This window comes from Paenibacillus sp. F024, assembly GCF_057814255.1.
Map to the genome: position 1 here is coordinate 124053 of NZ_JBVASZ010000005.1, position 23147 is coordinate 147199.

Annotated in this window: 22 protein-coding genes; 19 read left to right on the forward strand and 3 right to left on the reverse strand. The window is 45.5% G+C overall.

All coding sequences use genetic code 11. The annotated features are described in order from the left end of the window. The first annotated feature begins 78 nt into the window (after nucleotides 1-78). From ACZYR9_RS07925 to ACZYR9_RS07950, 6 genes are read left to right on the forward strand one after another with little or no spacing between them, the layout of a single operon-like run. A complete protein-coding gene (locus tag ACZYR9_RS07925) occupies nucleotides 79-1341 on the forward strand; it encodes a protein kinase domain-containing protein (protein WP_488977923.1) in 1263 nt (420 codons plus the stop codon). Beyond that, entirely contained in the window at nucleotides 1334-2143 is an 810-nt protein-coding gene (locus ACZYR9_RS07930) for a serine/threonine protein kinase (RefSeq protein WP_488977924.1), read from the forward strand. Before ACZYR9_RS07925 ends, ACZYR9_RS07930 begins: the two co-directional genes overlap by 8 nt. A 4-nt stretch (nucleotides 2144-2147) precedes the next feature. Next, entirely contained in the window at nucleotides 2148-2303 is a 156-nt protein-coding gene (locus ACZYR9_RS07935; RefSeq protein WP_488977925.1) for a hypothetical protein, read from the forward strand. After that, a complete protein-coding gene (locus tag ACZYR9_RS07940; protein ID WP_488977926.1) occupies nucleotides 2290-5442 on the forward strand; it encodes a DEAD/DEAH box helicase in 3153 nt (1050 codons plus the stop codon). Before ACZYR9_RS07935 ends, ACZYR9_RS07940 begins: the two co-directional genes overlap by 14 nt. Nucleotides 5443-5449: 7 nt before the next feature. Further along, complete coding sequence (locus tag ACZYR9_RS07945; RefSeq protein WP_488977927.1) at nucleotides 5450-6757, forward strand: hypothetical protein; 1308 nt, start codon at nucleotides 5450-5452, stop codon at nucleotides 6755-6757. Beyond that, nucleotides 6750-8168, forward strand: coding sequence for a hypothetical protein (locus ACZYR9_RS07950; protein ID WP_488977928.1), 1419 nt, complete (start codon nucleotides 6750-6752; stop codon nucleotides 8166-8168). The genes ACZYR9_RS07945 and ACZYR9_RS07950 overlap by 8 nt, the downstream gene beginning before the upstream one ends. Here ACZYR9_RS07950 and ACZYR9_RS07955 read toward each other — a convergent pair. Beyond that, nucleotides 8136-8591, reverse strand: coding sequence for a hypothetical protein (locus tag ACZYR9_RS07955; RefSeq protein WP_488977929.1), 456 nt, complete (start codon nucleotides 8589-8591; stop codon nucleotides 8136-8138). The genes ACZYR9_RS07950 and ACZYR9_RS07955 overlap by 33 nt on opposite strands. Before the next feature lie 214 nt (nucleotides 8592-8805). Here ACZYR9_RS07955 and htpG point away from each other — a divergent pair, with 214 nt between their 5' ends. The 5 genes from htpG (at nucleotide 8806) to ACZYR9_RS07980 (ending at nucleotide 14149) form a co-directional block, all read left to right on the forward strand. Further along, on the forward strand, nucleotides 8806-10686 hold the full coding sequence (gene htpG, locus ACZYR9_RS07960; protein WP_488977930.1) for a molecular chaperone HtpG: 1881 nt from the start codon (nucleotides 8806-8808) through the stop codon (nucleotides 10684-10686). A 445-nt stretch (nucleotides 10687-11131) separates the two neighbouring features. Then, complete coding sequence (locus ACZYR9_RS07965) at nucleotides 11132-11392, forward strand: hypothetical protein (protein ID WP_488977931.1); 261 nt, start codon at nucleotides 11132-11134, stop codon at nucleotides 11390-11392. Between the two features lie 98 nt (nucleotides 11393-11490). Next, complete coding sequence (locus ACZYR9_RS07970; protein ID WP_488977932.1) at nucleotides 11491-12198, forward strand: hypothetical protein; 708 nt, start codon at nucleotides 11491-11493, stop codon at nucleotides 12196-12198. 71 nt (nucleotides 12199-12269) lie between these two features. Beyond that, nucleotides 12270-13202 (forward strand): ADP-ribosylglycohydrolase family protein, encoded by a 933-nt coding sequence (locus ACZYR9_RS07975; RefSeq protein ID WP_488977933.1) that lies wholly within the window; start codon nucleotides 12270-12272, stop codon nucleotides 13200-13202. A 107-nt stretch (nucleotides 13203-13309) separates the two neighbouring features. Next, nucleotides 13310-14149 (forward strand): hypothetical protein, encoded by an 840-nt coding sequence (locus ACZYR9_RS07980; RefSeq protein WP_488977934.1) that lies wholly within the window; start codon nucleotides 13310-13312, stop codon nucleotides 14147-14149. 140 nt (nucleotides 14150-14289) lie between these two features. Here the strand turns inward: ACZYR9_RS07980 and ACZYR9_RS07985 are convergent, their stop codons facing one another. Beyond that, on the reverse strand, nucleotides 14290-14868 hold the full coding sequence (locus tag ACZYR9_RS07985) for a hypothetical protein (protein ID WP_488977935.1): 579 nt from the start codon (nucleotides 14866-14868) through the stop codon (nucleotides 14290-14292). Between the two features lie 216 nt (nucleotides 14869-15084). Here ACZYR9_RS07985 and ACZYR9_RS07990 point away from each other — a divergent pair, with 216 nt between their 5' ends. From ACZYR9_RS07990 to ACZYR9_RS08025, 8 genes are all read left to right on the forward strand, one after another. Beyond that, nucleotides 15085-15537 (forward strand): hypothetical protein, encoded by a 453-nt coding sequence (locus ACZYR9_RS07990; protein WP_488977936.1) that lies wholly within the window; start codon nucleotides 15085-15087, stop codon nucleotides 15535-15537. 40 nt (nucleotides 15538-15577) lie between these two features. Beyond that, nucleotides 15578-16285, forward strand: a complete 708-nt coding sequence (locus tag ACZYR9_RS07995; RefSeq protein ID WP_488977937.1) for an NAD-dependent protein deacylase — start codon at nucleotides 15578-15580, stop codon at nucleotides 16283-16285. Between the two features lie 96 nt (nucleotides 16286-16381). Further along, nucleotides 16382-17566, forward strand: a complete 1185-nt coding sequence (locus tag ACZYR9_RS08000) for a hypothetical protein (RefSeq protein ID WP_488977938.1) — start codon at nucleotides 16382-16384, stop codon at nucleotides 17564-17566. Further along, the gene (locus tag ACZYR9_RS08005; protein ID WP_488977939.1) at nucleotides 17547-18329 is read left to right on the forward strand and encodes a hypothetical protein; all 783 of its coding nucleotides are present in this window, start codon (nucleotides 17547-17549) and stop codon (nucleotides 18327-18329) included. Before ACZYR9_RS08000 ends, ACZYR9_RS08005 begins: the two co-directional genes overlap by 20 nt. Continuing rightward, nucleotides 18313-18900: a hypothetical protein gene (locus tag ACZYR9_RS08010; RefSeq protein ID WP_488977940.1), complete on the forward strand. Its 588-nt coding sequence runs from the start codon at nucleotides 18313-18315 to the stop codon at nucleotides 18898-18900. The genes ACZYR9_RS08005 and ACZYR9_RS08010 overlap by 17 nt, the downstream gene beginning before the upstream one ends. Nucleotides 18901-18941: 41 nt before the next feature. Beyond that, complete coding sequence (locus ACZYR9_RS08015) at nucleotides 18942-19805, forward strand: hypothetical protein (RefSeq protein WP_488977941.1); 864 nt, start codon at nucleotides 18942-18944, stop codon at nucleotides 19803-19805. Nucleotides 19806-19815: 10 nt separating this feature from the next. Further along, nucleotides 19816-21006, forward strand: a complete 1191-nt coding sequence (locus ACZYR9_RS08020) for a hypothetical protein (protein WP_488977942.1) — start codon at nucleotides 19816-19818, stop codon at nucleotides 21004-21006. A 26-nt stretch (nucleotides 21007-21032) separates the two neighbouring features. Then, on the forward strand, nucleotides 21033-22550 hold the full coding sequence (locus ACZYR9_RS08025; RefSeq protein WP_488977943.1) for a hypothetical protein: 1518 nt from the start codon (nucleotides 21033-21035) through the stop codon (nucleotides 22548-22550). A gap of 120 nt (nucleotides 22551-22670) precedes the next feature. On the opposite strand, the gene ACZYR9_RS08030 is transcribed toward ACZYR9_RS08025, so the two are convergent. Continuing rightward, nucleotides 22671-23132 carry a chemotaxis protein CheW gene (locus tag ACZYR9_RS08030; protein WP_488977944.1) on the reverse strand — a complete coding sequence of 154 codons (462 nt, stop codon included), beginning with the start codon at nucleotides 23130-23132 and terminating at the stop codon, nucleotides 22671-22673. Nucleotides 23133-23147 lie beyond the last annotated feature (15 nt).

A 23147-nucleotide genomic window follows, 5' to 3' on the forward strand; every position in this document is an offset into this window, starting at 1 on the left:
AATCGATAGCATAAAAAAGATAGATACCGATTAACGTTTTTCTTCTAAATGAATATAGAAGCCAGGAAGTGAGAATTCATGCCCGATCACTTTGTTTTTCTTAAGACGTTGCAGCCGGAATTGTATCGACACTGCAGGCAGGCTGAGCAAAATGTGAAAACCAAACCGAACATTGCTGCATTTGAAATGCGAAAAGCATTGGAACGCTTTATGACATGGATTTGTGAGTTTCACCATATCGAAGTTATTGGTGCATGGAAAACACCTACCCTGGATGAGCGCATTCGTAAAACCGCAGAGATAGGTTTCTTCGACGGTGAGATAGCCAAACACTTACACAAAGTAAAACGCATTGGAAATGAAGCCGTTCATCCTGGAAATGCTCCGAGTGACAAAGGGGACCCGATTACGGTTAAAAGAGCTGTAGATCAATTGCTTAGCTTCCATAAGGTTATCCTGTCCTACGTAATGGCACATCACCGTGTATTGGCGGAACCGATTAACGAAGACAACATTCCGATCATGGATTGTTATCCTGAATATTTATTGCCGTTGGATGACTCGGAGGCCTGCGAGAAAAAATTCATGTGTACCAGATATAACGAATTTACGCATTTGCAGGTCTACTGCGTTGTACGTCAGTTCAGAAGAAGTAAGGTTAAACAGGATTCGGGCTTCCAGCTGAGGGATTGGATGACACTGGAACGCCGCTGGACGATGGATCCCTTGCCGCAAAACATTGTAAGGTATAGACCCATTGAAATTGAATCAGGTAATGAGTTCTTTTATACATGCTACGAGTTAGGGGGCGAACGCTCCCAAACCTTGGATCAAGTGAACCTGAAGCAGCTGACCATTCATGAAAAGCTGGACATTTTGCTGGGGATTGTGAATGGCATTCAAGAATTACACGATAATGAAGAACCTATTATTCACCGTTACCTTCGGCCCAGCAGTATCTATCTCACGAAACTGAAGAATGGCAGATGGCTTCCTAAAATTTGCAATTTCGAATACTCCAAAGTCGATAATCCTAATATAGAAACAATGATACAAAAAGTGCTCGAGCGGAAGGACCCGTATAAAGCTCCCGAAATTGCTTTGAATGCCGGTGATACCTATTGGCCTTCAGTAGATTTATATTCTTTCGGTGTTCTTGTTTTGTATATGTTTGGTTTACCTGTACAAGGAATTAAAAAGCCGGCAGAGCTTCAAAGATCCAAGCTATCCCGGGAATTCGTACAGCTTACTGCAAATCTTCTCAGTCCGGTACCTGGTCAACGGCCCGGTATTATTCAAGTGAAAGAACAATTTGAAAAAGAGGTTCTGCTCCATGTCTGACATTGTCTTTACGCAATCCTTTCGATACACCTATCTAAAGACCGTTTACGAGAGTTCGAATTCAGCGTTTATTGAAGCATTCGATGAAAAGGAAAAACGTAAGGTGGGCATTAAGCGAGTATATGTCGAGAAACGCTATTTGCCTCGGGCGGAATCGGAAGCCAAAGTTATTCATAAATTAGCCAATTGGACTTCGAATATTCCTGCCTTATATATGACTCACTATGACGAGCTAACGGAAACGTATTACTTGATCATGCAGTTGATTGAAGGCGGGTTAACTCTGCGGGAGCAGCTCAGTACCCGGGTTCCGATGCGTACTTCGGTCGATCTTTTAATTAAACTGTGCGATATTATGGCACCGTTGCACCATCAGAAATACCAGCATAGAGACATCAAACCGGAAAACGTTCTGCTGCGAGGTCAGCAGGTGTTCCTAATCGATTTTAACCTTACAGCAGCGTTACCGCGTAAAGGTGAAGGTACGGCAAACTATCAGGCACCCGAACAGAATGAATATCTGGAAGGCATAGGCCTGGACCGGGTGGATGTTTTCGCTCTTGGTCTCATTCTCTATGAACTCCTTGTTGGGGAGGTTCCTCGTTTGGGAGTTGACTACAGTAGTTCCATGCTTTCATCCAGCCTGAATTGGGAGTTTTTTAATCCTCCTATGTACAAAGACCCGCAAATTCCTTCAATCCTGAACGACATTGTGATGAAATGCCTCAAGTATAATCCGAAAGAGCGATATCGGGACGCACGGGAATTAAAATATGCTTTGCAGCAATTTAAAAGGAGTTAAAAGCATGGAGCGCATTAACGATCGCATGGATGAAACGGACCGTTTGTTTCTAGGCGAAGCATTAAAGGACAAAGGCGGGCTAACGCTTCCGTCAACACTTAAAGCTGAGACAGCTCCCCTTCCCGCTTTAGAGGAGTTGATCAAACGTGCAGGAACATAACGTATACCTATACCCGGAAGAAGAAACGCTCCGTTTCGCTCAGAGGCTGCCCTTTGTATGCACGACGACTTTCTTTAATCAATGTGCAAAGTTGAAATTAGACCCCTTTGAGTTGATTGGACAAGTTTCCGCCACCCGGGTATTTCTGACGATGTGGGACAAAAATGACAGTCTTGTTTTCTTGCTCGAACAAGCGGTCTTGCTTTGTGCAATCCAAATGGAAGAGGGAAAGCCTGAAGCGAGTCTTATTATCAAATATGTAAAGAAGAAGAGTGTAAAGGAACAGAACCGGTTTCTTCGACAATCCTTAAAGCTGTTCACGGAATACGGTGCGGTGTTATGGAAAGGTAAAGATATTTATTCCGGGCACTCTTGGTTAGAGCGCGACGCTGCGAAACAGTCCTTCTATGATTTTCTTCCCAAGCTTAAGGAACAAACAAACCGGTTAGGAGACGGAAACAGAAAAATAAGCGGGGAGACGTCCGAAGAAGCAGAGAGCAGAGACGATGGGGATGACGAATTCAATGAATTCAACGAATTCGATTGTCTTCTGGATATTGCCGAATTTTATAATTTGGCCGAAGATGAAGTTCAAAAAACGGCCGCCCAATCCGGGACTGAAACGGCCTATATCCTTCGTGAGAGTGTGAATGATTATAGCCGGGTGGACAAGGTCGGATTTGCTTTCTATGTTACGAGTTTGGACGGAAAGGTATTTAAGAAGAATGTGCGAGTCCAGACTGTACTTGTAAATGGGGAAACGGTTACCGGAACCATAGTGCAGTTGGATCCGGAAGCCTATCCGCCGCGCATCGACGTATGGTTTGAAACCAAGTTTTCCGTAGATGAGATGCCTGAAAGGGGGATCCTTGCTCCAGAATACAATGCTGTCCAACGGGAGGTCCGGGAAGCCGTTATTGAGGAATTGCGCAGTGGAACCGCCGCCTCGCAATACTTGGAAAATGTGTTGGGACGAAATCATTTTCTTCCATATCTGAACACTGATTTGACGGCTGCCGTCGATCGCTTAAAAAGCACAAAATATCCCCCTAACGATAGCCAAATCGATGCAATCGTAAGGGGAATAAATGTCCAGGATGCGCTCTTGGTGCTTGGCCCTCCGGGAACGGGAAAAACAACGGTCATCCTCGAATGGGTTAAACATTTTGTCAAAAACGAAAAAAAGCGCGTGCTGATTTCCAGTCAAAACAACAAAGCCGTAGACAATGTGCTGGAGAGGCTATCCCAAGAAAAAGGGATTGAGACGATTCGTGTAGGAAACGAGGAGAAGGTCCAAGTCAACGTTCAGCATCTTATGTTTGAAAACCGTGCCCTTGAGCTGCAACGGCGTATTGAGAAAGCGACTTCCGAATATGAAAGCAAACTGAACAATGATTTAGAGAAGCTGACTTTTTATAAAGACATCCTTACTTCTGTTAAGGAAACGCTCATACAATTGGATATTGCCGAAGATCAGCTCAATCAGACTTATGAGGCTCTCACCGCAAAGCAGCTTCCTGAGCTTCGGAGCATTTACAAGGAGTTCCTTCAAGTCCAGGAAGGGATCAAGCAGCACCGGAGCAGCGTGGATTCTCTGGTTGTGAAAATCACAAAATATCATAATCTTTCTAAGTTTAGGAAAATAATAGAATTACCGCTTCGCCAGCTTCGTGTATATAATCTGAAGAAGCATCTGTCGGGCCATGAAGCATTAAGGCAGGAGGAAGCAGCTCTTGCTCAGCAATACAACTCCGTCTATAAAGCCGTAGAGGAACTGGTATGCTCAGACCGTATGACCGTTCTTAAATCAGATTGGAGGCATCTTCAGGAACAAGGGCAAAAAGGCTCGCAGGCCGTCCGTTCCGCACCGGTTTGGGAATCCTACCTTCCGGATTTTGAAGTACCGGAAAACATAACTGAACAATCCCTTGATCAAGCTGTAGGGCATTGTTATACAGTCAACGGTAAAATCGAACAGATGCGCGCGGCGATTCAGCAATGGAAAGAACACTTGGCGGAAAAGAAAAATTATGCTTTATCCCAAGTGCTGCTTGAATCTGTCGATCTGGTCGGAGCCACTTGTATTGGGATTAACAGCAAACAGAGATTTAAAGATTTGAAGTTCGATGTAACGATTATCGACGAGGCTGGACAAATTCAGATTCATAACGCGATCGTACCTATGAGTCGATCCTCCAAGGTTATTATGCTTGGGGATCACCTGCAGATACCGCCTATTGAAGACAGTGAGGTTAAACTTCGTTGCGAGGAAAATACAGTGGACACATCACTGCTTTCCACCAGTCTATTTGAGTACATGTACAAGCGATTTCCGAATGAACACAAAATTTTATTAGATACCCAATACCGGATGCCCGGCGAGATATCGGATGTTCTGTCAGCATGGTTCTATGAAGGCCAATATAAGGCATTTGAAGGGAAGAGGGGACTGCAATCGCCTTTACTTCGCCTATGTACAAGCCCGTTCGCGCTTATTTCAACATCGGACAGCAGCAGACGCCGCGAGACCGAGAAGACCGGGGAAGGATTTTACAATACATATGAAGCGATGTTAGCTGTAGAAGTATTAAAGGAAGCACTGCAATCGATAAATCCCGAAACGTTGAATCCCCAAGGAAAGAAGTATGTTCCGGGAGGAAGGTCATTCACCCCCGAAGAGATTGGAATCATCACGCCGTACAATACTCAGGTTAAATTTTTGCGGGAGTTGGTCATGAAGGAGCTTCCGGAAATATCCCGGGAGGAAGCCAATGAGCTTGTGGCCTCTCTCGACAGCTTTCAGGGGCAGGAAAGGCCCATTATCATTTACAGCTGCACACGTTCCAATACGATCCCTCCTCATAAAAAGAGAATTGGCTTTTTGAAGGAGCTTCGCCGTTTAAACGTGGCTCTTTCCAGATGCCAGCAGCAATTGGTACTGATAGGAGATATGGATTTTTTTAAATCGTGTGTTTATGAAGATGAAACACAGAGGGATGAAGAGGGACGGCCGAAACCGGGCACAAGTGAGAAGGAATTTGCCGAATTCATTCGCTTGCTGCTGTCACAAATCGATAAAGGTAATGGTCAAATTATCTTATCGGAGAAGCTATTCCCACTAGACGTCATGAAAGGTTAGGTAAGCGATGTCTGCAGAACAATTTACGCACACAAGAGCATCATCGTCATTTCAAAATAACGAGCGTGCGTTGAAAGACTTCTACCGTGCGTACCCTGAATTATTTGCCGGCGGAAAGCTTGAGCTTTTTGCCGGGGTTTATTTTCCTGTGGCTCTATTAGAGCTTCGTCTGCTGGAAAGTGCAAGTGAAGAGTTCGATACCATAGAGCATGCCGTGCTTCTGCTCGTTCAAGCGGGTCTCCAAGATCCGCAGCAAATCTGTGATGTTATGGGAATGCCATATAACTATGTAAACAAGATTTTGGAGCTTCTCGAAGGTTATGGTCATATCTCCGGCGGGAGGATCACGGAGCTGGGTATACGCTCCGCTCTAGAGAAGGTCAAATATACCAAATATGAAGTAAATCAGAAGGTTCAGGCGGATACTTTAAGCGGTGTTTTCTTCTCGAGAGAAATGGCTCAAACGCTGCTGGCTATGAAGACCGCGGAAGGTACGAATTTTTATGTTCCCCATGTTCTTCCGAGGTCGGAGCTTTCTTCATCCATCTTCAGTCAACTGAATGAAATCATACCCCGATATAAGCAGCGGGGGGTATTCCACGTTAACGTTGAAGCCGTATTGGAAATTCTAAGCAAAGAAATAAAGTACACTCAGGGATTTCTTGTCCGTTTCGGGCATCTTCCACATCCGTTTGTAATCTTGAAATGCAGGAGCAAAAAATTAGGGCAGACCATCATGGACTGGCGTCCTATTGCAATCTCAAAATCCACCTTTGAAACACTGGGTTGCCCCGATATAGGCACTACGGTCGTTGAAGATTCATGGTTGACTCCGCTCGACACTCTATCCGATGAGCTTGTTGATCAGGCGGCAGCTATGCTGGCTAATGAAAGAGTTATGGAAAAATTCAGTAAACAGTTGAATAAGCAATTCGGTGTTGGATGGGAACATATCAGCCTAACGGATGCTGTGCTGGATATTTTCATGAACGGGCAAAGCTTGCCCCCATTTTCCTGGGAGCTGCTGCAAGCGGTGGAATCCATAACTTATAGTTCTCGAGGGATCCCTTATACGGGGTTTGCCAAGAACCATTTTCTACCTGGCGTAGTGTGCTATGTTGACACTGAAGATGATGGTCTTAAGGAATTGTCACAAAGGATCGTTAGGTTGAAAGAGTCGAATCACAGACTGAATTTATACCCGGCTTTAAAAGAAATCTTGAGTAATGAGGATGAACTGATATTGGATCGATTGAAGAGCGCATTGGATTCAATTGAAGGTACAATTCAGAAGGAGCATCGCAGGAATGGATAAACCGTTGATCAAGCATTTTACCCGGTTGGTCGTTCCGTTCGTTACCGATCAAGCGCTCATCCATGAAGGGATTTGGGAAGCGAAACACTTTACGACTGACAACAGCTTGCTGCTCCACATTCGAAAGCTGGTCGGGAGTTCAGTAACGTCAGTCTGCCGTTACTATGTTCTGAATAATAATGTTCGGATGAAATGGTTTCATCCCCAGCGTCCCGTATTTTATCAAAAGAAGGATGAAATTTTTGCCTTCTCATTTGAACAAATCCACTTATTTTTATTTGAAACAAAAATAGGATTTTTAATTATGGATATATGCTATCGGGATTCTCCTACAATGGAGGAGCTCATTTGGCGTAACTATACTTTAAAGAAGTTTAACCAACATGATCAACAATCGATGTGGCGCGAGCATAAGAAAAATAAGGACGGGCCGGTTGAACTGGTACATGTTTCATTTCAACACTGGATTGAGATGCTTACGTCCGATTTTAAGGTTACAGCTTATTTCGAAGAGGAAAACGGTAGCCCTTCTATGGCTAATACGTTTACCTTTGCGTTGCTGCCTCCGCGCGAAGATGAATTTGTGGAAGAAAAACTTTTCGAAGCGCTCTTTCATTTGAGGCATTCGTTCGGAGAACACCATATTCCCAGCAAGCGAGAGATCAACAGACTGCAGCGGACAGAGACCCAGCATTTCTTTAAGAACAGTTACTGGGGATTTTCTTTAGAGGGAGCAGCAAATCTTGTATTTTTAACAGGTCATGCAAAAGCGGATTCATTCTTCGAACGGCATTATCCTGCCTCGGTTAAGAATAGCTACTTTATATTGTTTCTTATCGCTTTACACCAGCGTTGTACGCTTATGCATCTGGCTCAACGGGCAGCACGTATCAGTAAATTGGAACGGAACCAAATCACCCAAATATTTCAAACCATCGAGGAAATCGATGAGGTTCAGCACGATATCATCCAATTTACGTTACGGTCATCTTTCCTTGAAGTATCGAATATGACCCATAAGGCACTTCTTTACGATTCGATTTTCCACTCTCTCCGGATTCAGAACCTGCGTGAAGAATTGCATTTTGAGTTGGATTCGTTGCAGCGCTACTCCCAATTGAAGAGACAGGAGCTTCAGGAGAAAGAGAAAGAGGAGGCAAGCAAGAAGGAACGATCGTTTGAGCAAAAACGGCAATCGCTGGAACGAATTATACTCGGATTATCGACATTGTTTGTCGTTGTATCCACTATAGCAGACTTTTGGACTATTCTTGATAAATTGTTCGCAGGAGCTTTCGCAGGTCAAGTGATGGCAAGTATATATCTCATTCCAGTTGTTCTGATATTGCTTATTGTGTCTAGTACGGTCGGCTACTATTTATTCTATACTTCCGGTCGCCGAAGAGGCTAAGAAAATCGGTACGAAGGCTCTTAGTGCGTTACCTAAGTTTCCTTCCGCCCGGGATATATATTCTTGTCCGGATAAGGCGGCTTTTTCATCTCCTCCGACAAACGCTTGTCCGATGGATGCTTCGTTAGGGTGAGAATATCTGAGCCCATTCATATCGATAATCACGATATAATCGACGTTGGTTGCGATTCTCGTTCGTTCGGCGATCGGTTGAATGACTTGTTCTCCGCCTTTGATCCCGACATGCTTGCGGATGTCAGGCATTTGGGCGACGGTTCTCGCGATGGCAATCGCCCGTTCGCCGATTTCTTTTTCAAATGCGTTCGTGATATTATGAACCATAATCCATCCGCTGGCCAGGATGGAAACGGATACAATGAAAAATGACATGATTAACATTTTAAGGCGAAGACTGATTTTCATGGGCCGATTTCATCCTTTTGGCAGCATTACAGTTTATAATTAATAATAAAACATCTGAAAGCATTCTGAAAGTGTATAGCAATCGGAGACGTACGGCCCATTTCTTTTCTCAGTATATTGACATCAAAAAAAAGGTTATGTTATATAAAGAGAAGAGTTAGCACTCTCTTTATTGGAGTGCTAACCATAGAATGGAGTGAAAGGGGAGCTATTCATGGCAAAAAAGCAGTTTAAAGCAGAATCCAAACGATTGTTGGAAATGATGATTAACTCCATTTATACGCAGAGAGAAATTTTCCTCAGAGAGCTGATTTCGAATGCCAGCGATGCCATTGACAAAATCTATTATAAAGCGCTGACAGATGATCAGCTGGTGTTTGATAAAGAAAATTATTACATTAAAGTAAAGCCGGATAAAGCAGGCCGTACGTTGACCATCTCGGATACAGGGATTGGGATGACCAAAGAGGACTTAGAGAACCATCTGGGGGTTATTGCCAAGAGCGGCTCATTGGCCTTCAAGAAAGAGAATGAATTGAAGGATGGCCACCATATCATCGGCCAATTCGGGGTGGGCTTCTATTCCGCTTTTATGGTAGCCGATGTGGTTACGGTGATCAGCAAGGCTCTGGGCAGCGAAGAAGCTTACAAGTGGGAATCCAAAGGGGCTGACGGGTATACCATCGAGCCGTGCGAGAAGGCGTCGGCGGGTACGGATATTATTTTGAAAATCAAAGAGAACACCGAAGAGGATCAATATGACGAGTACCTTGAAGAGTATCGATTAAGATCGATTATCAAAAAATATTCCGATTTTATCCGCTACCCGATTAAGATGGATGTGAAAGCTCAAAGACCTAAAGAAGGCAGCGACAATGAATTCGAGGAATATGTCGAAGAGCAAACCATCAACAGCATGGTCCCGATTTGGCGGAAAAATAAGAGTGAGCTAACCACAGAAGACTATGAGAATTTTTATATCGAGAAGCGTTACGGCTTCGATAAGCCTTTAAAGCATATCCATATCAGCGCCGACGGTGCGGTGGTCTATAATGCGATTCTGTTTATCCCGGAGAATACGCCGTTTGACTACTACACGAAGGAATATGAGAAGGGGCTTGAGCTTTATTCCAACGGTGTGCTGATCATGAATAAATGCTCCGATTTGCTTCCCGACTATTTCAGCTTTGTCAAAGGGATGGTCGATTCCGAGGATTTATCGCTTAACATTTCCAGGGAAATGCTGCAGCATGACCGGCAGTTAAGCCTTATCGCCAAAAACATCAAAAATAAGATAAAAAGCCAGCTGCAAAGCCTGTTAAAGGATGAAAGAGAAAAATATGAGACATTCTATAAAGCCTTTGGCAGACAGCTGAAATTCGGGGTATACAGCGATTACGGAGCCAATAAGGATGTCCTGCAGGACTTGCTGATGTTCTATTCCTCCAAAGAGAAGAAGCTGGTCACGCTGGATGAGTACGTGTCGAGAATGCCTGAGGATCAGAAATACATCTACTATGCCTCCGGGGAATCGTTGGAAAGAATAGAAAAGCTCCCGCAAACCGAGCTGGTAGCCGACAAGGGGTATGAGATTTTATACTTGACCGATGATATCGATGAGTTCGCCGTCAAAATGCTCATGACCTACAAAGAGAAAGAATTTAGATCCGTATCGAGCGGCGACCTGGGAATCGAATCGGATGCCGATGACCATGCTTCGGAAGCAGAAGAGAACGAATATAAAGACCTCTTCGAAACCATGAAAAATATACTGAATGATAAAGTGAAACGTGTCAAAGCGTCCAAGAGACTCAAAACTCACCCGGTCTGCCTGTCTACGGAGGGTGAATTAACGATTGAGATGGAAAAGATTTTGAAAGCCATGCCGAGCGGACAAGATGTAAAGGCGGACAAAATTTTGGAAATCAACATCAACCATGAGGTATTTCAATCCTTAAAGGATGCCCAAGCCAAGGATAAAGAGAAGCTTAATTTGTATACTAACCTGTTGTACAATCAGGCGCTGTTGATCGAAGGCTTGCCGATTCAGGATCCCGTAGAATTCACCAACGATATTTGCAAAATCATGGTGTAATGGGAGGAAGCCGCCGTTAACGCAAATAACCCGACTTAGGCTCAGCCTGAGCGGGTTATTTGTCGTTCTGAGAAGGTCATCAGGTGCGGTATTATTTGTTATCATTCTAAAATACGTTAAGCTTCAGGAAGGACGTAACACTTGGGTTACGTCCCTTATGCTATGGTATAGATACGGTGCTAAGTGTTGGAGTCTAACTAAGTAATGAAAGGAAGTATGAATATGGGTGCCCTGTATAAGCTGTCATGTGAATGCGGCTGGAAAGAAAGCTTCCGGTTAGGCGGGAGTTCGTTTATAAGAGATGCTTATTCGGATATTGAGAGGGAAATGGAAGCCGAACAGCATCCCAAGGTCAAACGGATGTGGAACGAAGTTTTAGAAAGCCCTTTGCTTCAATTAGAAAAACAGAGGCCTGATCGGAGTAAGCCCTATATGCCTTCATTTTTTGGCGAACAGAAGGGGACGTGAAATTCAGGTTTCAAGCAAGGCGTATGTTTATTCCGGATGGGAGCTTGGCATTTGCCGGTCATGCGCCGCGGTAGACCGTTACCTGCAGGTTGTAACGGCACAAACACCGACGCAGGAAAAAGTTCATATTTCCTTATGCCGGATTTGTGCAAATGAGGTTACCATTATTCCTGTAGAAAAAATGGAGTGTCCGGTATGCTCGCGCAGCACAAAGTACCACGGACAAGCGATTGAATAACTAATACTGACGATGTATCTATTCAAAAAGGAGCAGCTCCTTTTTTGGCTGATGCAATGGCGTGAAGGATCATTTGAAATTCGTGGAGGGGAAAGCCTGTGCAAATCATCGTTGCTCCCGAAACTCTTGAAGGCAATCCGGAAAACGGTTCATTAGTCCAATTTCAAGGAAATTGGTACCGTATTGTTTCAATGGAATATAGTGATGAGCGGGGACCCGGCGTCCTATTATATCGAACAGCAGCCGGGGGCAGCCGCATCAATCCCGACCGGCAAGTCCTGGTTGTGAAAGAAGATATTACGCGGGATGAATGTTACTGGGGTGAAATCATTTCGTACAACGAACAGCTTTGGGTCGTGGATAACCTCGCATACCGGACTCCGTTCGGAAGCTTTATCCGGCTGCTTGCGATAGATGAGGAAAAGGACGAGTGGGAGAATTGCTGGATTCGGACGGAGGGAGTAGCGCCTTTGACGCAGCATCGTTATCAAATCCTGCACTTGGTAACCTTCGAACAGAACAAGGATCTGCAGAGCAAAATAGGGTTTGTCATTGTGAACGAAAACACCGGAGCCTTATGCTGCTGTTCTTATAAGGAAGCCTGGAAAAAGGTTTTCGACGAAGGAGCCAGCAATGCAAAGGCTTCTTGCAGCAGCTTCGGCAAGATGACCACGTATTTGCTGGATTCCATAGACGGTTTGCCCCCGTTCGACAGTCATTACTGGCGAATGCCGCTAGAGGAAGCGGAGCAGCGCTGGCAGAAGCATTTCTCTTCGGATTTCCAGCGCGCTATCGATGCGCCGTAAGAATGAAAAGAAGACGACAAACCGCTAAGGGAAGGGTTGACCGACGGAATAGATGAAGGAGGAGCTATGGAATGAAGACTAGGCCGGCGATGAGTTTGGATCGATACCTGGGATGCTTGTTTGGTTTGGCCGCAGCAGATGCGTTAGGAACGACGGTAGAATTTTGTCCCCCCGGTTCATTTGCACCGGTGCGTGATATGGTAGGGGGAGGTGTATTTGACCTGCTGCCCGGCCAGTGGACAGATGACACGTCCATGGCGCTCTGCTTGGCGGATAGTTTGCTTTCTACCGGCGGATTCGATCCGGTAGATCAAATGACACGCTATCGGAAATGGATGCGAGAGGGCTACATGAGCAGCACTGGAGAATGCTTTGATGTCGGCAATGCGACTCGTGAGGCCATTTTGCGGTTCGAGCAAAACGGAGGGGGCTATTGCGGCTCGGAAAGTCCGGACATGGCCGGCAACGGTTCCATCATGAGGTTAGCCCCTGTACCGATGTTTTTTGCCGAGCAGCCGGCTTTAGCCGTTTGGTATGCGGAGCTAAGCTCTAGAACCACACACGCTGCGAGGGAGTGTGTGGATGCCTGTAAATTTCTGGGGGCGTTGATGCTGGCAGCATTGCATGGGTGGTCCAAAGATGAAATTTTGGAACCCGGCGCATTCAGACAATGGCTGGGGGAGGAGCTTCTAGCACCACGGGTAGAAGAGATCCGAAACGGTTCTTATCGCAGAAACGAACCGCCGGTGATACAGGGAACAGGGTACGTGATCAAGTCTCTGGAGGCGGCCTTATGGGCGTTCGCTAAGTCAACTTCTTATGAGGAGGGTGCGCTTCTCGCCGTAAATCTGGGCAATGATGCAGATACAACGGGGGCCGTATACGGTCAACTCGCTGGAGCTTATTACGGACTGGAGGGAATTCCCGTACGGTGGGTAGAGATACTGGCCAAACGAAATGTGATTCGGAATCTGGCAGAGGGTCTTTATCGGAATAGACGGTAATGCAAATAAATGGAAATTAATGGAAACCTTGAGGAGCATGGTCAATAATGGTCATCATGACGCCTGCCAAATTCGGTACCGGCGCAAGACAAAAGGAGAGAGACCCCTTGATCTTAACGGAAGAACATATTCATTCTTTGTTGTCCTTTATTGGTTATGGTGATTTATCCAAGGCTCAAATCATCTTTTTGGGTAATGAAGGCGGTCTTGGAGACCGAAGTGTGGAAGATAATATTGCAAGCATATGCTTTACATATAAAGAAAATGTTAATCATTGTGTCCATGGGGATTGGACAAAGGGTTATTGGAAACAGGATCAATGGAAACCGGGTAGAGAAGTGCGTGTGCCTCGAAGTCCTTTTCTCCGATTATGTTCCAGAATGATATTAGCCTTGGAACATCCCGATCAGCCCATTGCGTCATGGTTTCAACAAGCTGATCATAACGTAATCCAAGCCGTTAAACGATTCCTTATGGAGGGAGGCTTGTTTACAGACAGGCCCGGCATTCAAACTGCCCTTTTGGATTGGCGTCCTCTTCCGCGGAAGCGGGAATCCGATCCATTGCCCTACGACAATATCGACCAAAGGAGTTATATTGATGCCTTTCATTTCTTCGATAGACCAAATAATCCATATATAGAATGGAGAGCCCAAAGATTAAGCTTGTTCCGGAACTTGATGCAAAGTTATCCTGTGCCGTTAATCTTAGGTATTGGAAATATCCCGGCGAAGAAGAGAATGGTTGACGGTATTTGGGGTGAACAAAGATATGAGGAAATCACTCTGCAGCCGAGCGGTAAAAAAATAGCTGTCAGCAAAAATAAAATCGGTGACAACACGAGAGTTATTCTAACTCCTTTTTTCGGCTACGAACATATGGGGTATTCCGGTGTGAAGGATCTTACACAGTATATAAGACATCACATGGAATTAAAACAGAATTGAAGAGCAAGCATAAGCATCTATAATGAAGATAGCCCTTATCATCATATGATGATAAGGGCTATCTTCATTATCGGGGGTTATTTATCCAGCACATGCCAAGCGATTGCGGCTTTGAAGAAAGTGGATTCTTTCTCCGTTAATCAGTTTTCTTCCAAGTACTTATTGATTTTCTCCCGAACATAAAATTGTACTGATTCAAACGGCTTGCTTTTCGCGTTGGGGATGTTAAGCTCTTCCGCTACTTGGTTCAAATAATGGCTGTCTGCAATGGCGGTAAAGAGCTCGGGAAAAATTAATAGTTGAAGTCTCTGCGTATACATCGTCGGTCTGGGAGTTTGACCTTTTTTGGACAGGTGATCTAATAATCCAATTTTCCTTATTGTTCCGGCCAGCGCAAAGTCAAGGGCTTGATAGTTTTGCTTTCGAATCAAGAACAGCTTGGCGAGGATTTCTTTGGTATCATCCCTTTGTATAAAGTTCAACAAGTTAGGAACGATTGGCCGTGGTTCTATCGCTATAGCTGCCGCAAATCGATTTACTTCATCGCCAACTAAAAAGTCTTCAATAAAATCAACCGGATGCCCAGGCTCCCAAGCATCGATCCTGGTGTGGAGATCTTTTAGTAATGAATTGGTTTTGTCTTCAAAATCAAGGTCCGGATTTTCTCTTAGGGACTGCTTTAGCCGGTGATAGGCTTGGTCGATTTTATCCATACTCATGGTGATTTTCGCTCCTTCGAAGGTAGAGTTTACTGGATGATTTAGGTAGACTTAAGTAGTTTACTATCGTGATTTGAACCATTGCAAAACTTTTTTCTTTCGTTGGGGAAGAGGTCCTTTCGTTAAATGAATTGTATACCCAGCCGCGTAACAAAAATGTTACGACGATACCTTTATTATAAGGAATAGAAGGATCATATTTAAGGAGGTCAAACCATGACGAATCATGAAGCGAAAATCATTAGAATCTTCCATGTATGCATAAACAAGGTGCAGCAATGCCTGCAATATGATCGTTTACCCGATGCAAGGTGGTTCAAAGGGATATCCGGTTCAATCGCTTTGTTAAAGGTCTCTGCGAAAGTAAAAGGCAGCCGCAAAAATCTGGCCTGGCGCAGACTTGAGCGATATTACAGCAGAATTTGCCGGCTTCTGGATTTGGGTGCCCCGATGATGATTGTAAGGAATGAAGCCCGGCAATTAAAGGAGGCTTTGATTGAGATGGAGCAGGTGTTCAGAGGGATTGCCCCAAGGCTTACTTACGAAAAAAAACAGGACTTACTGACGCATAGAGATATCGATTTTACTGTACATGGGGAAGATCCTCTGTTTTCTATCCGCACTCGAAAGCATATTTTAAGCCCGGCCCTGATCGGGTACAAATTATAACCATCTTATAGCGATAACAAATGAAATGGAGTGAGGCACAATGTTAAAGCGTTTATTAGAGGAGTCCGCCTACGGTATCGTTTTGACGGGGGCTGGAATGAGCACGGAATCGGGAATTCCGGACTTCCGCAGCAGCCTGAGAGGAATTTGGAAGGATCAAAATCCGATGGCTCTTGCCAGCGTGCAGGCATTGGAAAATAATCGTGAGGCGTTCTTTGCGTTTTATCGAAGCCGGTTGGAAGGACTGAAGCAATGCGAGCCTCATCGCGGCCATTATGTTCTCGCCGAATTAGAACGGCAGGAGAAATTAAAAGCAGTCATTACACAAAATGTGGACGGCTTACACCGGAAGGCAGGAAGTCAGAACGTGATCGAGCTTCACGGAAATATTAAGCGTTTGTCCTGCATGCTGTGCAAGGAGAAGTATGATGACTCTGTCTATTTAATGAACACACCCTATTGTCAGTGCGGCGGATTCATTCGACCGGATGTGGTGTTATTCGGAGAGGCTCTGCCGGAAAAGGCGGTGGAACAGGCTTATAATGAGATCGAGAAAGCAGACCTGCTGATGGTATTAGGCTCATCCCTGTCTGTGTATCCTGCTAATCAGCTGCCGCTCTACGCCAAAGAACACGGCGCCAAGCTGGTGGTTGTCAATTTCGAGCCAACGGAGCTCGACCTTCATGCGGACGTGCTTATTCAGGGGAAAATGATCGGCGAGCTGCTCACGGAATTGTGTAATCTTTAACGGATCGGATCACATAGACTAAACGATGTTTTTCTTCACGGCTTGCCCCTTTTTCGATAAAATAGAAGGAAATCATCCTTTAAAGCAGGTGCAGCCATGGCCGTCGTCAAAGAAAAAGTGCAAATGATTATCCCTAAGTCCGAGCCATCCGGCAATCCGGTTGTTAACGGCGGTAAGATCCATCATATGGGCAACGAGTGGACGATCGTTCAAGCGGATTATCATGATGATAAGGGCGAAGGGCTGTTAGTAGAAAGGGTAATTGAGCGCATTGTTGCAGACCCTCCAAAGGAAACGTATGAGCAGTTATTGGAAATGGAACAAGAGTGGGAACGAGCGGAGGGGCTCGGTGACGAAGAGGCATGGATGTCGGAGGGAATTGCTCTTTATAAAAAAATGATCATCCTCCAGCCGGAGCAAGCCAGACTCAAATACAGTTTGGCTGCTCTTTTGCTACAGCATGGGACACATCATAAAGTGAAACTGTTAAATCGCTTGAAGGCCACTTCTTTATTCAGGCAGCTGCTGCAACTCGAACCGAATCATCCATTGGCCCATTATCACTTGGGATATATTCACTGGTATGATCAGGAGTGGCACGATGCTAAAGAGCACTTCTCCATTGCCTTAACATCGGGCAAGCTAACGGGAAAGCAAAGAGTCCGTGTTCTCGGTTCGCTGGCTGTTTGTTATTCTAAAATCGGCGATAGAAAAAAAGCGGAGCGGTACCTTGAGCATGCTTGGAATGAAGATACGGACCGCTTGTATATTCCGGAAATCGAGCTGTTTCGTATGCAGATCGAAGCCGCGTCTCAACAAACCAAAGTAACCTGTGCGCTCATTCGGAATCATGAAATATCGATGATTCCCTACGAAGAAGCCGAACGTATGACAGATGACATCATTGAACAGGGCGGTTGCGTTTTGGATCTGTTCCGTTCCAAATCATTATTCTCCGGTCCCAAGGATACGGTGGAGCTTCAACCCCGGCTTGCTGCCTTGCTGGAGTATCTTATGAAGCAGACGAAGGCCCGCACTTCAGAGCAAATAGCGGGGGATTTATGGGAGGGAGGTAAAAAGGATACCGTTCGGGTGTACATACAAAAGCTTAGGGGAGCAATAGCTTCATGCTTGGACCTTCCTGCGGATCAAGCGATACTCAGGACGAAGCAGGGATATATGTGGCAGTGGGTGAAGCCATCTCAACTCATCGTATCCTATGATCCCGGAGGGGAAAATCGGATGAGGCCGGTGACCACAGATGATATCAGAAATTCATAATAAAATCTCAAGCACGGGCAGTAATTTGTCGGAACGGCTGGAGGACAAGCTGACGGGGGATTTTTTCGGGACGCTCCGGTACTTGCCCTTCGAGCTCGGACTTAGGACTTTGTTTTCAAAGGTTTGTTTTGAAGCCGAGGAATCAAAGCGCCAATGGATGCTTATGTTGGATCGTTTTCAAGGATACGATATGGAATACCGTTTTTGGCCTTCTCATCCAGAGGGGGAGATTGATTTATTAATAGATCATCCTGAGGTTTTGGTTGGTATTGAGGTCAAATATTTGAGCTCCTTATCCTCGGAGGATGAAGACCCGCTAGCTGTGATAAATCCTGAAGAAAGCCGTAATCAACTCGCACGTTACGCCAGGATGCTCCATTCGGTAGGCGTTAACCGACAGAAATTTCTCGTCTTTCTGGCCCCACTTAACATCCTGCGGCCGGTTGAACGAACCATGAGGACTCGTCTGATGATTAACGCCGATATATCGCTTGGTTTTTTGTCTTGGCAGGAGGTGCTGGAGTCTCTTCAGGAATTGAATACCCGAACGCTTGAGATGGGACAGCGGCTGATTCTAAAGGATGTTACAGATCTGTTGTTGAAAAAAGGTTTTGTCCGGTTCCGAGGGTTCTCCTCCGGACTTGAAACGCTCGAGCTGAATGAATCGGCATACCATTATCAAGGGAAGAGACAACGATTCAAAACTCTCGTATGGCCTGAAAATCCAATCAAGGAGAATATGAGCTATGTCTATAAAAAGTGACATCGGAACAAACATTGCTCAAGCGTTTAAGGTTCTATTGAAAACTTATGAAAATCTGGACTTGCTGTTTACGGAGATGGATATGGAAGCCGAGGAAGCCGGATTCATTCCCTTAACCCAGAGGCCCCTAAGGTGGAAGTCGGACGTACATTACAGCGGTTGGTTGATCAATGATTTTATTAAGCTGTATCAGCTTAAAGTGGACCCTTCTCCGGCGGATGAGGCGAACAGGAGCATAGGTGCCGTATACGGTGTGGAGGTTAATTTCGAAGAGGATTATCCGAAGCTGTGGTTGATCCGTTATACTTATGATTTTGGTGCTTGGACTCGACTGCCCGCGGTCTCCGATCATCCGACCTTTTATTATCCGCTTGTGGATGAGAGCGCATTTCGGATTACGGAGATCGACGGACTCTTAAAGGGGGCGCCCGTTGATGACAAAGTGAGGAAACGATACTGGGGTATTCGGGAGGTGGTTGCCCGTAGTATTCCGCTAGTACAGGTCAACTCCCGCGATGCCATACACAGCGACATTTTTGCTCGATTGGCAGAGCTTTCGGACGGTAACTGAAAGACAAAAATATATATAGCAAAATGGATGCAAGGAGAACGATGGATAAAAAAAGAAGACTTCGCGATTTAAGCTTCGGTATCACGAGAGCAGATGCTCCGTTAATCATCGGCGGGGGGATGACTCCGCTTGGGGAACCGTTATCCGCATGGATGGCCGGCGAGTTTAATCGTAACCTGGATGAGTATGATAAAGCCATTGATGCGGTATATAACCAAACGCACATTGGAGGATCTGGACTTCATCATCTTCTGGATGGTCAGCATACGGTATGGGGTGCGTTTGAAGCCGTCAGAGATGTGAGAACGGATGACTCACTCGTAACTGAAATGATGCAGGCAGGAGAGCATTTGCTTCGGGATACGGCCTCTAAGTCAGGAATAAACCCTTTGTTTTCACTAACGGAGGAGCAATACCGCAGTATCAGCGGATCGGTAAGTGAAATGGGCATTTCCAGAACCTTTTTAGCGGATGCGCTTACCTTTAACGGCAGTGAGCTGCTTGGGGGACTGGCAGGACTGACGGCTGCATTACTGCTTGGGAATAAACCGGATCCGTCACGGTTATCCCGCCTTTCCGGGGGCTTGTTGATTTCTTCTCTAGCCACCGCCAATCCGATCTTGCTTCCCATAGCTGCCGGGGGGATGGTTTACGGGGCGATGAAAAGCGGCAGTCCGGTTGAAGCGTTGAAGCAGAATGGTAAGGGTGCCTTGGTGTCCGGCAGCGCTTTGCTCGTTTCTTCACTTGTCGGAGGCCCTGTATGGATAGGATGCCTGGTTGGTTTGGCAACGGCTCTTTTGGTTTCGTATTCCATCGCTAACCCTAACGAAGCGTTTCAGCGAATGAAGCAGCTCGTTGAGCCGGCTGGGCGATTATATCGGAAAGTATCCCTTCAATTACCCTAAGGAGAACAGCATGAATAGCCTGCTTACTAAGATCGTTCAATTCGAAGCTTTTCAAAAAGTACATACCGATTTATCCGAGGTCAATGGTGAGACCATCCATCACATTATGACCTCATTTCAACGTGCGCTGCGAGAAAATCGCTTAGCTCTAGCGGCTTCTAAAAACAAAGATCAATTACGGGCTGCTCTGATGCAGGAGCAGCTGATCGTTCAAGCCCAGGCAAGCCGGTATTTAAGCATAACGGATGAATTTACGGAACGTCACAAAAATTTATGGAGGTTCAATTCCAAAGCTCCGGAAATTTTTTTCGAAACGGCCTATGATCAGCTTGCAAGCTACTTTCAAAGAAAAAAGAATCTGATGCACAGAAAGCTTGAAGCGGACAGCTCCTGGTACATCGGAATGAAAGATTCGGCTAAGAAGATGGGTTCTTTGGTCAATATGGCTGTAAAAGGAGCGAATCAGCTTTCGGAGAAGCTGGGCGGACAGAAGCTGACGGCCCATGAGAAAGTCATTGACGATAAATCCATCGTAGAATCGCTTATGGAAATGCATTTGCATCCGAACGACGTGGCTTTGGATATCGGACGCCTGCTGGATCATTGCAATAAAGTGTATGAGGAAGCATGGAAGAAAGAAATTACGGCCCAGCGGCCGGATCTGGAGCGCATTATTCCTCATATGCTCGTACACAAGGCAAGGGAAAATGTAGACCTCCGGTTTCATGTCGGAGCCGCCGAGCAAATGCTTATGGTATCCATTGGAACAACGGTAGCCAGTGTTCTCGCCTTGGCAGCGGGATGGCATACGTTAACCTGGGCCATTCTTACCGTCTTCCCCCCGATGGCCATATTTGTGGCGGCAATTACGGTAGTTACAGGCTTCCTCACAAAAGATAGTGCATTGAAGCAGAGGAAGAAGCAGATCGACGATGCGGTCAATCAGTACTATCATTACTTTTTGACCTATCTGGATGTCATCAAGCTAAAGGAGCTGGGGAACAGGTCATTGCGTGAGCATATTGTAGAAGCGGGAGAGACCATTATAGGAAAGACTGTCGCTCAATGGGAAACGGCTATACTGGGCGGGCTAAAAATAGAGCATTACAGGCAGTTAAATGCCGCATTTTCCAGACACCTGCTCTATATACAGGAGGCTCTTGATCAACTTTCCGAGCCGGATGCAGACGGACTTCGGTAATAAAAGTGAACGATGGGTGGAAGACGATGAACAACTTAGCGAAGGCAGTTCTTTTATTTGCTGCTATCTATTTGGCATTTCAGCTCCTGAGCTTTACGATCGCATTCATCTTGGATCACAGCTTGATCTTTACGATTTTGGCGGGCAGTGCTTATTTAGCGATCCGCTACAAAAACGAACTTATACAGACCCTGCCTATAGTAAAGAAATATTACACCCGAACGAAATCGTTTACACAATCGAAGCTGAAGCAAGCGGAAGATAAGATGGAAGTATTGTTTAGAAATATAGAGGAAAAACAAAATAATTTAATGGTATATATACGCGAGCGTGAGCAAATCGCTGCTGAACTGAAGGTGAAAAATGAGGAAATTAAGCAGCTTGAACAAATGCTTCGCGACCACCGCAATAGTTCTGGTCAAACCGATATCCTTCAACAGGATTTGCAAGCCAAGCTGAGGGAAGTAGAGCAGTTGAAAGCTTCCTATCGTGAAATGGAGGCCCAAATCGGTGACGCTGCGCAAAAGGTCGTAAAGCTGGAGCAGCAGCGTTTAAAGCTGTTGGATGAACGGAATCAGGCAGCGAAACAGCTGGACGAATTAACCGCGAAACTCCAAATGAACGAACATCGTAACCACCAGCTATCGGCTGAGGTGGAACGGTTGCGTGAGCGGCAGGAGAGGTTGGAGGCGCTGCTTGCAGGTTCAACCTCCAATGATGAAGTTAAACGGATTCAACATGAGATCGATATGCTGCGTACGCAGCGTGAAAGCATGGAATTCCAAATCAACGAATTAATTCATGAAAAACAAAATTTGGAAAACTACCGGATAGAGCTTGAAAGCACGTTAAACCATACTCATGAAGAGCTGGAGAAGAAAGCTCGGGAATTAGAAGCGGCCCGGGCGAATGAAGCTTTAGCTCAAAGTCAATTAGACCAGATCCATGTCATGCTGCGTGATAAAAATAAACAATTCACTCATCTTTCGGAACGGTTGCGTTATATCCAAGAGGAGAGCCAAGCGAAATTAGAGAGGGCCGGGAATAAAATCAAATCGTTAGCACAGAAAATCGATGAATTCATAGGGCTGGAGTTAAGAAGCCGGGAGGATGCCGAGGCCTTGATTCAATTAGCGGAAGAAAATAAAGTTCTCCAGGAGGAATTAATGAATGCGCGAGAGGCCCGTTCAATGGAGAAGGATATTTTACAAAAGGAATACATACCGCGGTTTGAAAAGATCTACCCGCATTGTGAATTCCACAAGGAGTTTTTTCATGATTTTATTCAATTGACAACGAAGGACCGGATCCAAGTGGAACGTGAAATTTGTCTTATGCATTATTGTCTAGCCGAGGTGGAATCGAAAAGACGCCCGAATACGGTCCACTCTGCCGTAGGGAATTTGCTGGAGATGCCATTCTCGTCTAAGGGAAGAATCTACTATCGGCATCATCAGAACCGGCTCTATATTTATCGGGTAAGCAAAACGGAAAAAGACCAAAAAGTAGTCATTCGATGGCTGCAAAACAGTTTACATGCCTGAGCTGCCGGAATATAAGGGCGGGAAAGCAGAAATAAGAAAGGAAGACATCGGCCTGTTAAGGCCGATGTCTTCAGGGGTTGTTGTACCGCGCTTGATGCAATTCATCCATCGCTTTACTCTTCATCTAGTAAAGACCTGGTGCCGCTTCACTTCCTCATCTTGAAGCAGCACTTTATCCAGCTTTAAAACGCCAACCAGATCGCCGCCGGTAATTCCGATGCCTACCAAAAGGCTGCCATTGACATGGCCGAAATGGTCCGGAGGAGGTTGGACATCCTCGAAGGTAGTGACTTTATTCACACTATCGACAATGATCCCCACCGTACCCTCTTGATGATGAACGACCATAATGCGGGTCGTCTTCGAAGCCTCCTTGTCCTGAAGCCGAAACAGGCTTCGAAGGCTGATGATCGGAACCACCTTTCCTCTTAGATGAATGACCCCTTTGACGTAGGATACCGCACTGGGAATGGGGGTAATGGTCTGCATCTTGATAATTTCGTGGATTTCCTGAATACGGATAGCGTATTGTTCACCGCCGATATGAAATTCCACGTACTTTTCCTGCTCAATGAACTGCATCAATCTGACCTCATT

Excerpts from the sequence above, each read along its gene's own strand:
- ACZYR9_RS07935 (WP_488977925.1), top strand. The coding sequence starts at position 2,148 with ATGGAGCGCATTAACGATCGCATGGATGAAACGGACCGTTTGTTTCTA.
- htpG (WP_488977930.1), top strand. The coding sequence starts at position 8,806 with ATGGCAAAAAAGCAGTTTAAAGCAGAATCCAAACGATTGTTGGAAATG.
- ACZYR9_RS07950 (WP_488977928.1), top strand. The coding sequence starts at position 6,750 with ATGGATAAACCGTTGATCAAGCATTTTACCCGGTTGGTCGTTCCGTTC.
- ACZYR9_RS08005 (WP_488977939.1), top strand. The coding sequence starts at position 17,547 with ATGATATCAGAAATTCATAATAAAATCTCAAGCACGGGCAGTAATTTG.
- ACZYR9_RS07945 (WP_488977927.1), top strand. The coding sequence starts at position 5,450 with ATGTCTGCAGAACAATTTACGCACACAAGAGCATCATCGTCATTTCAA.
- ACZYR9_RS08025 (WP_488977943.1), top strand. The coding sequence starts at position 21,033 with ATGAACAACTTAGCGAAGGCAGTTCTTTTATTTGCTGCTATCTATTTG.
- ACZYR9_RS07925 (WP_488977923.1), top strand. The coding sequence starts at position 79 with ATGCCCGATCACTTTGTTTTTCTTAAGACGTTGCAGCCGGAATTGTAT.
- ACZYR9_RS07995 (WP_488977937.1), top strand. The coding sequence starts at position 15,578 with ATGTTAAAGCGTTTATTAGAGGAGTCCGCCTACGGTATCGTTTTGACG.
- ACZYR9_RS08030 (WP_488977944.1), bottom strand. The coding sequence starts at position 23,132 with ATGCAGTTCATTGAGCAGGAAAAGTACGTGGAATTTCATATCGGCGGT.
- ACZYR9_RS07975 (WP_488977933.1), top strand. The coding sequence starts at position 12,270 with ATGAAGACTAGGCCGGCGATGAGTTTGGATCGATACCTGGGATGCTTG.
- ACZYR9_RS08015 (WP_488977941.1), top strand. The coding sequence starts at position 18,942 with ATGGATAAAAAAAGAAGACTTCGCGATTTAAGCTTCGGTATCACGAGA.
- ACZYR9_RS07990 (WP_488977936.1), top strand. The coding sequence starts at position 15,085 with ATGACGAATCATGAAGCGAAAATCATTAGAATCTTCCATGTATGCATA.
- ACZYR9_RS07985 (WP_488977935.1), bottom strand. The coding sequence starts at position 14,868 with ATGAGTATGGATAAAATCGACCAAGCCTATCACCGGCTAAAGCAGTCC.
- ACZYR9_RS08020 (WP_488977942.1), top strand. The coding sequence starts at position 19,816 with ATGAATAGCCTGCTTACTAAGATCGTTCAATTCGAAGCTTTTCAAAAA.
- ACZYR9_RS07955 (WP_488977929.1), bottom strand. The coding sequence starts at position 8,591 with ATGAAAATCAGTCTTCGCCTTAAAATGTTAATCATGTCATTTTTCATT.
- ACZYR9_RS08010 (WP_488977940.1), top strand. The coding sequence starts at position 18,313 with ATGTCTATAAAAAGTGACATCGGAACAAACATTGCTCAAGCGTTTAAG.
- ACZYR9_RS08000 (WP_488977938.1), top strand. The coding sequence starts at position 16,382 with ATGGCCGTCGTCAAAGAAAAAGTGCAAATGATTATCCCTAAGTCCGAG.
- ACZYR9_RS07930 (WP_488977924.1), top strand. The coding sequence starts at position 1,334 with ATGTCTGACATTGTCTTTACGCAATCCTTTCGATACACCTATCTAAAG.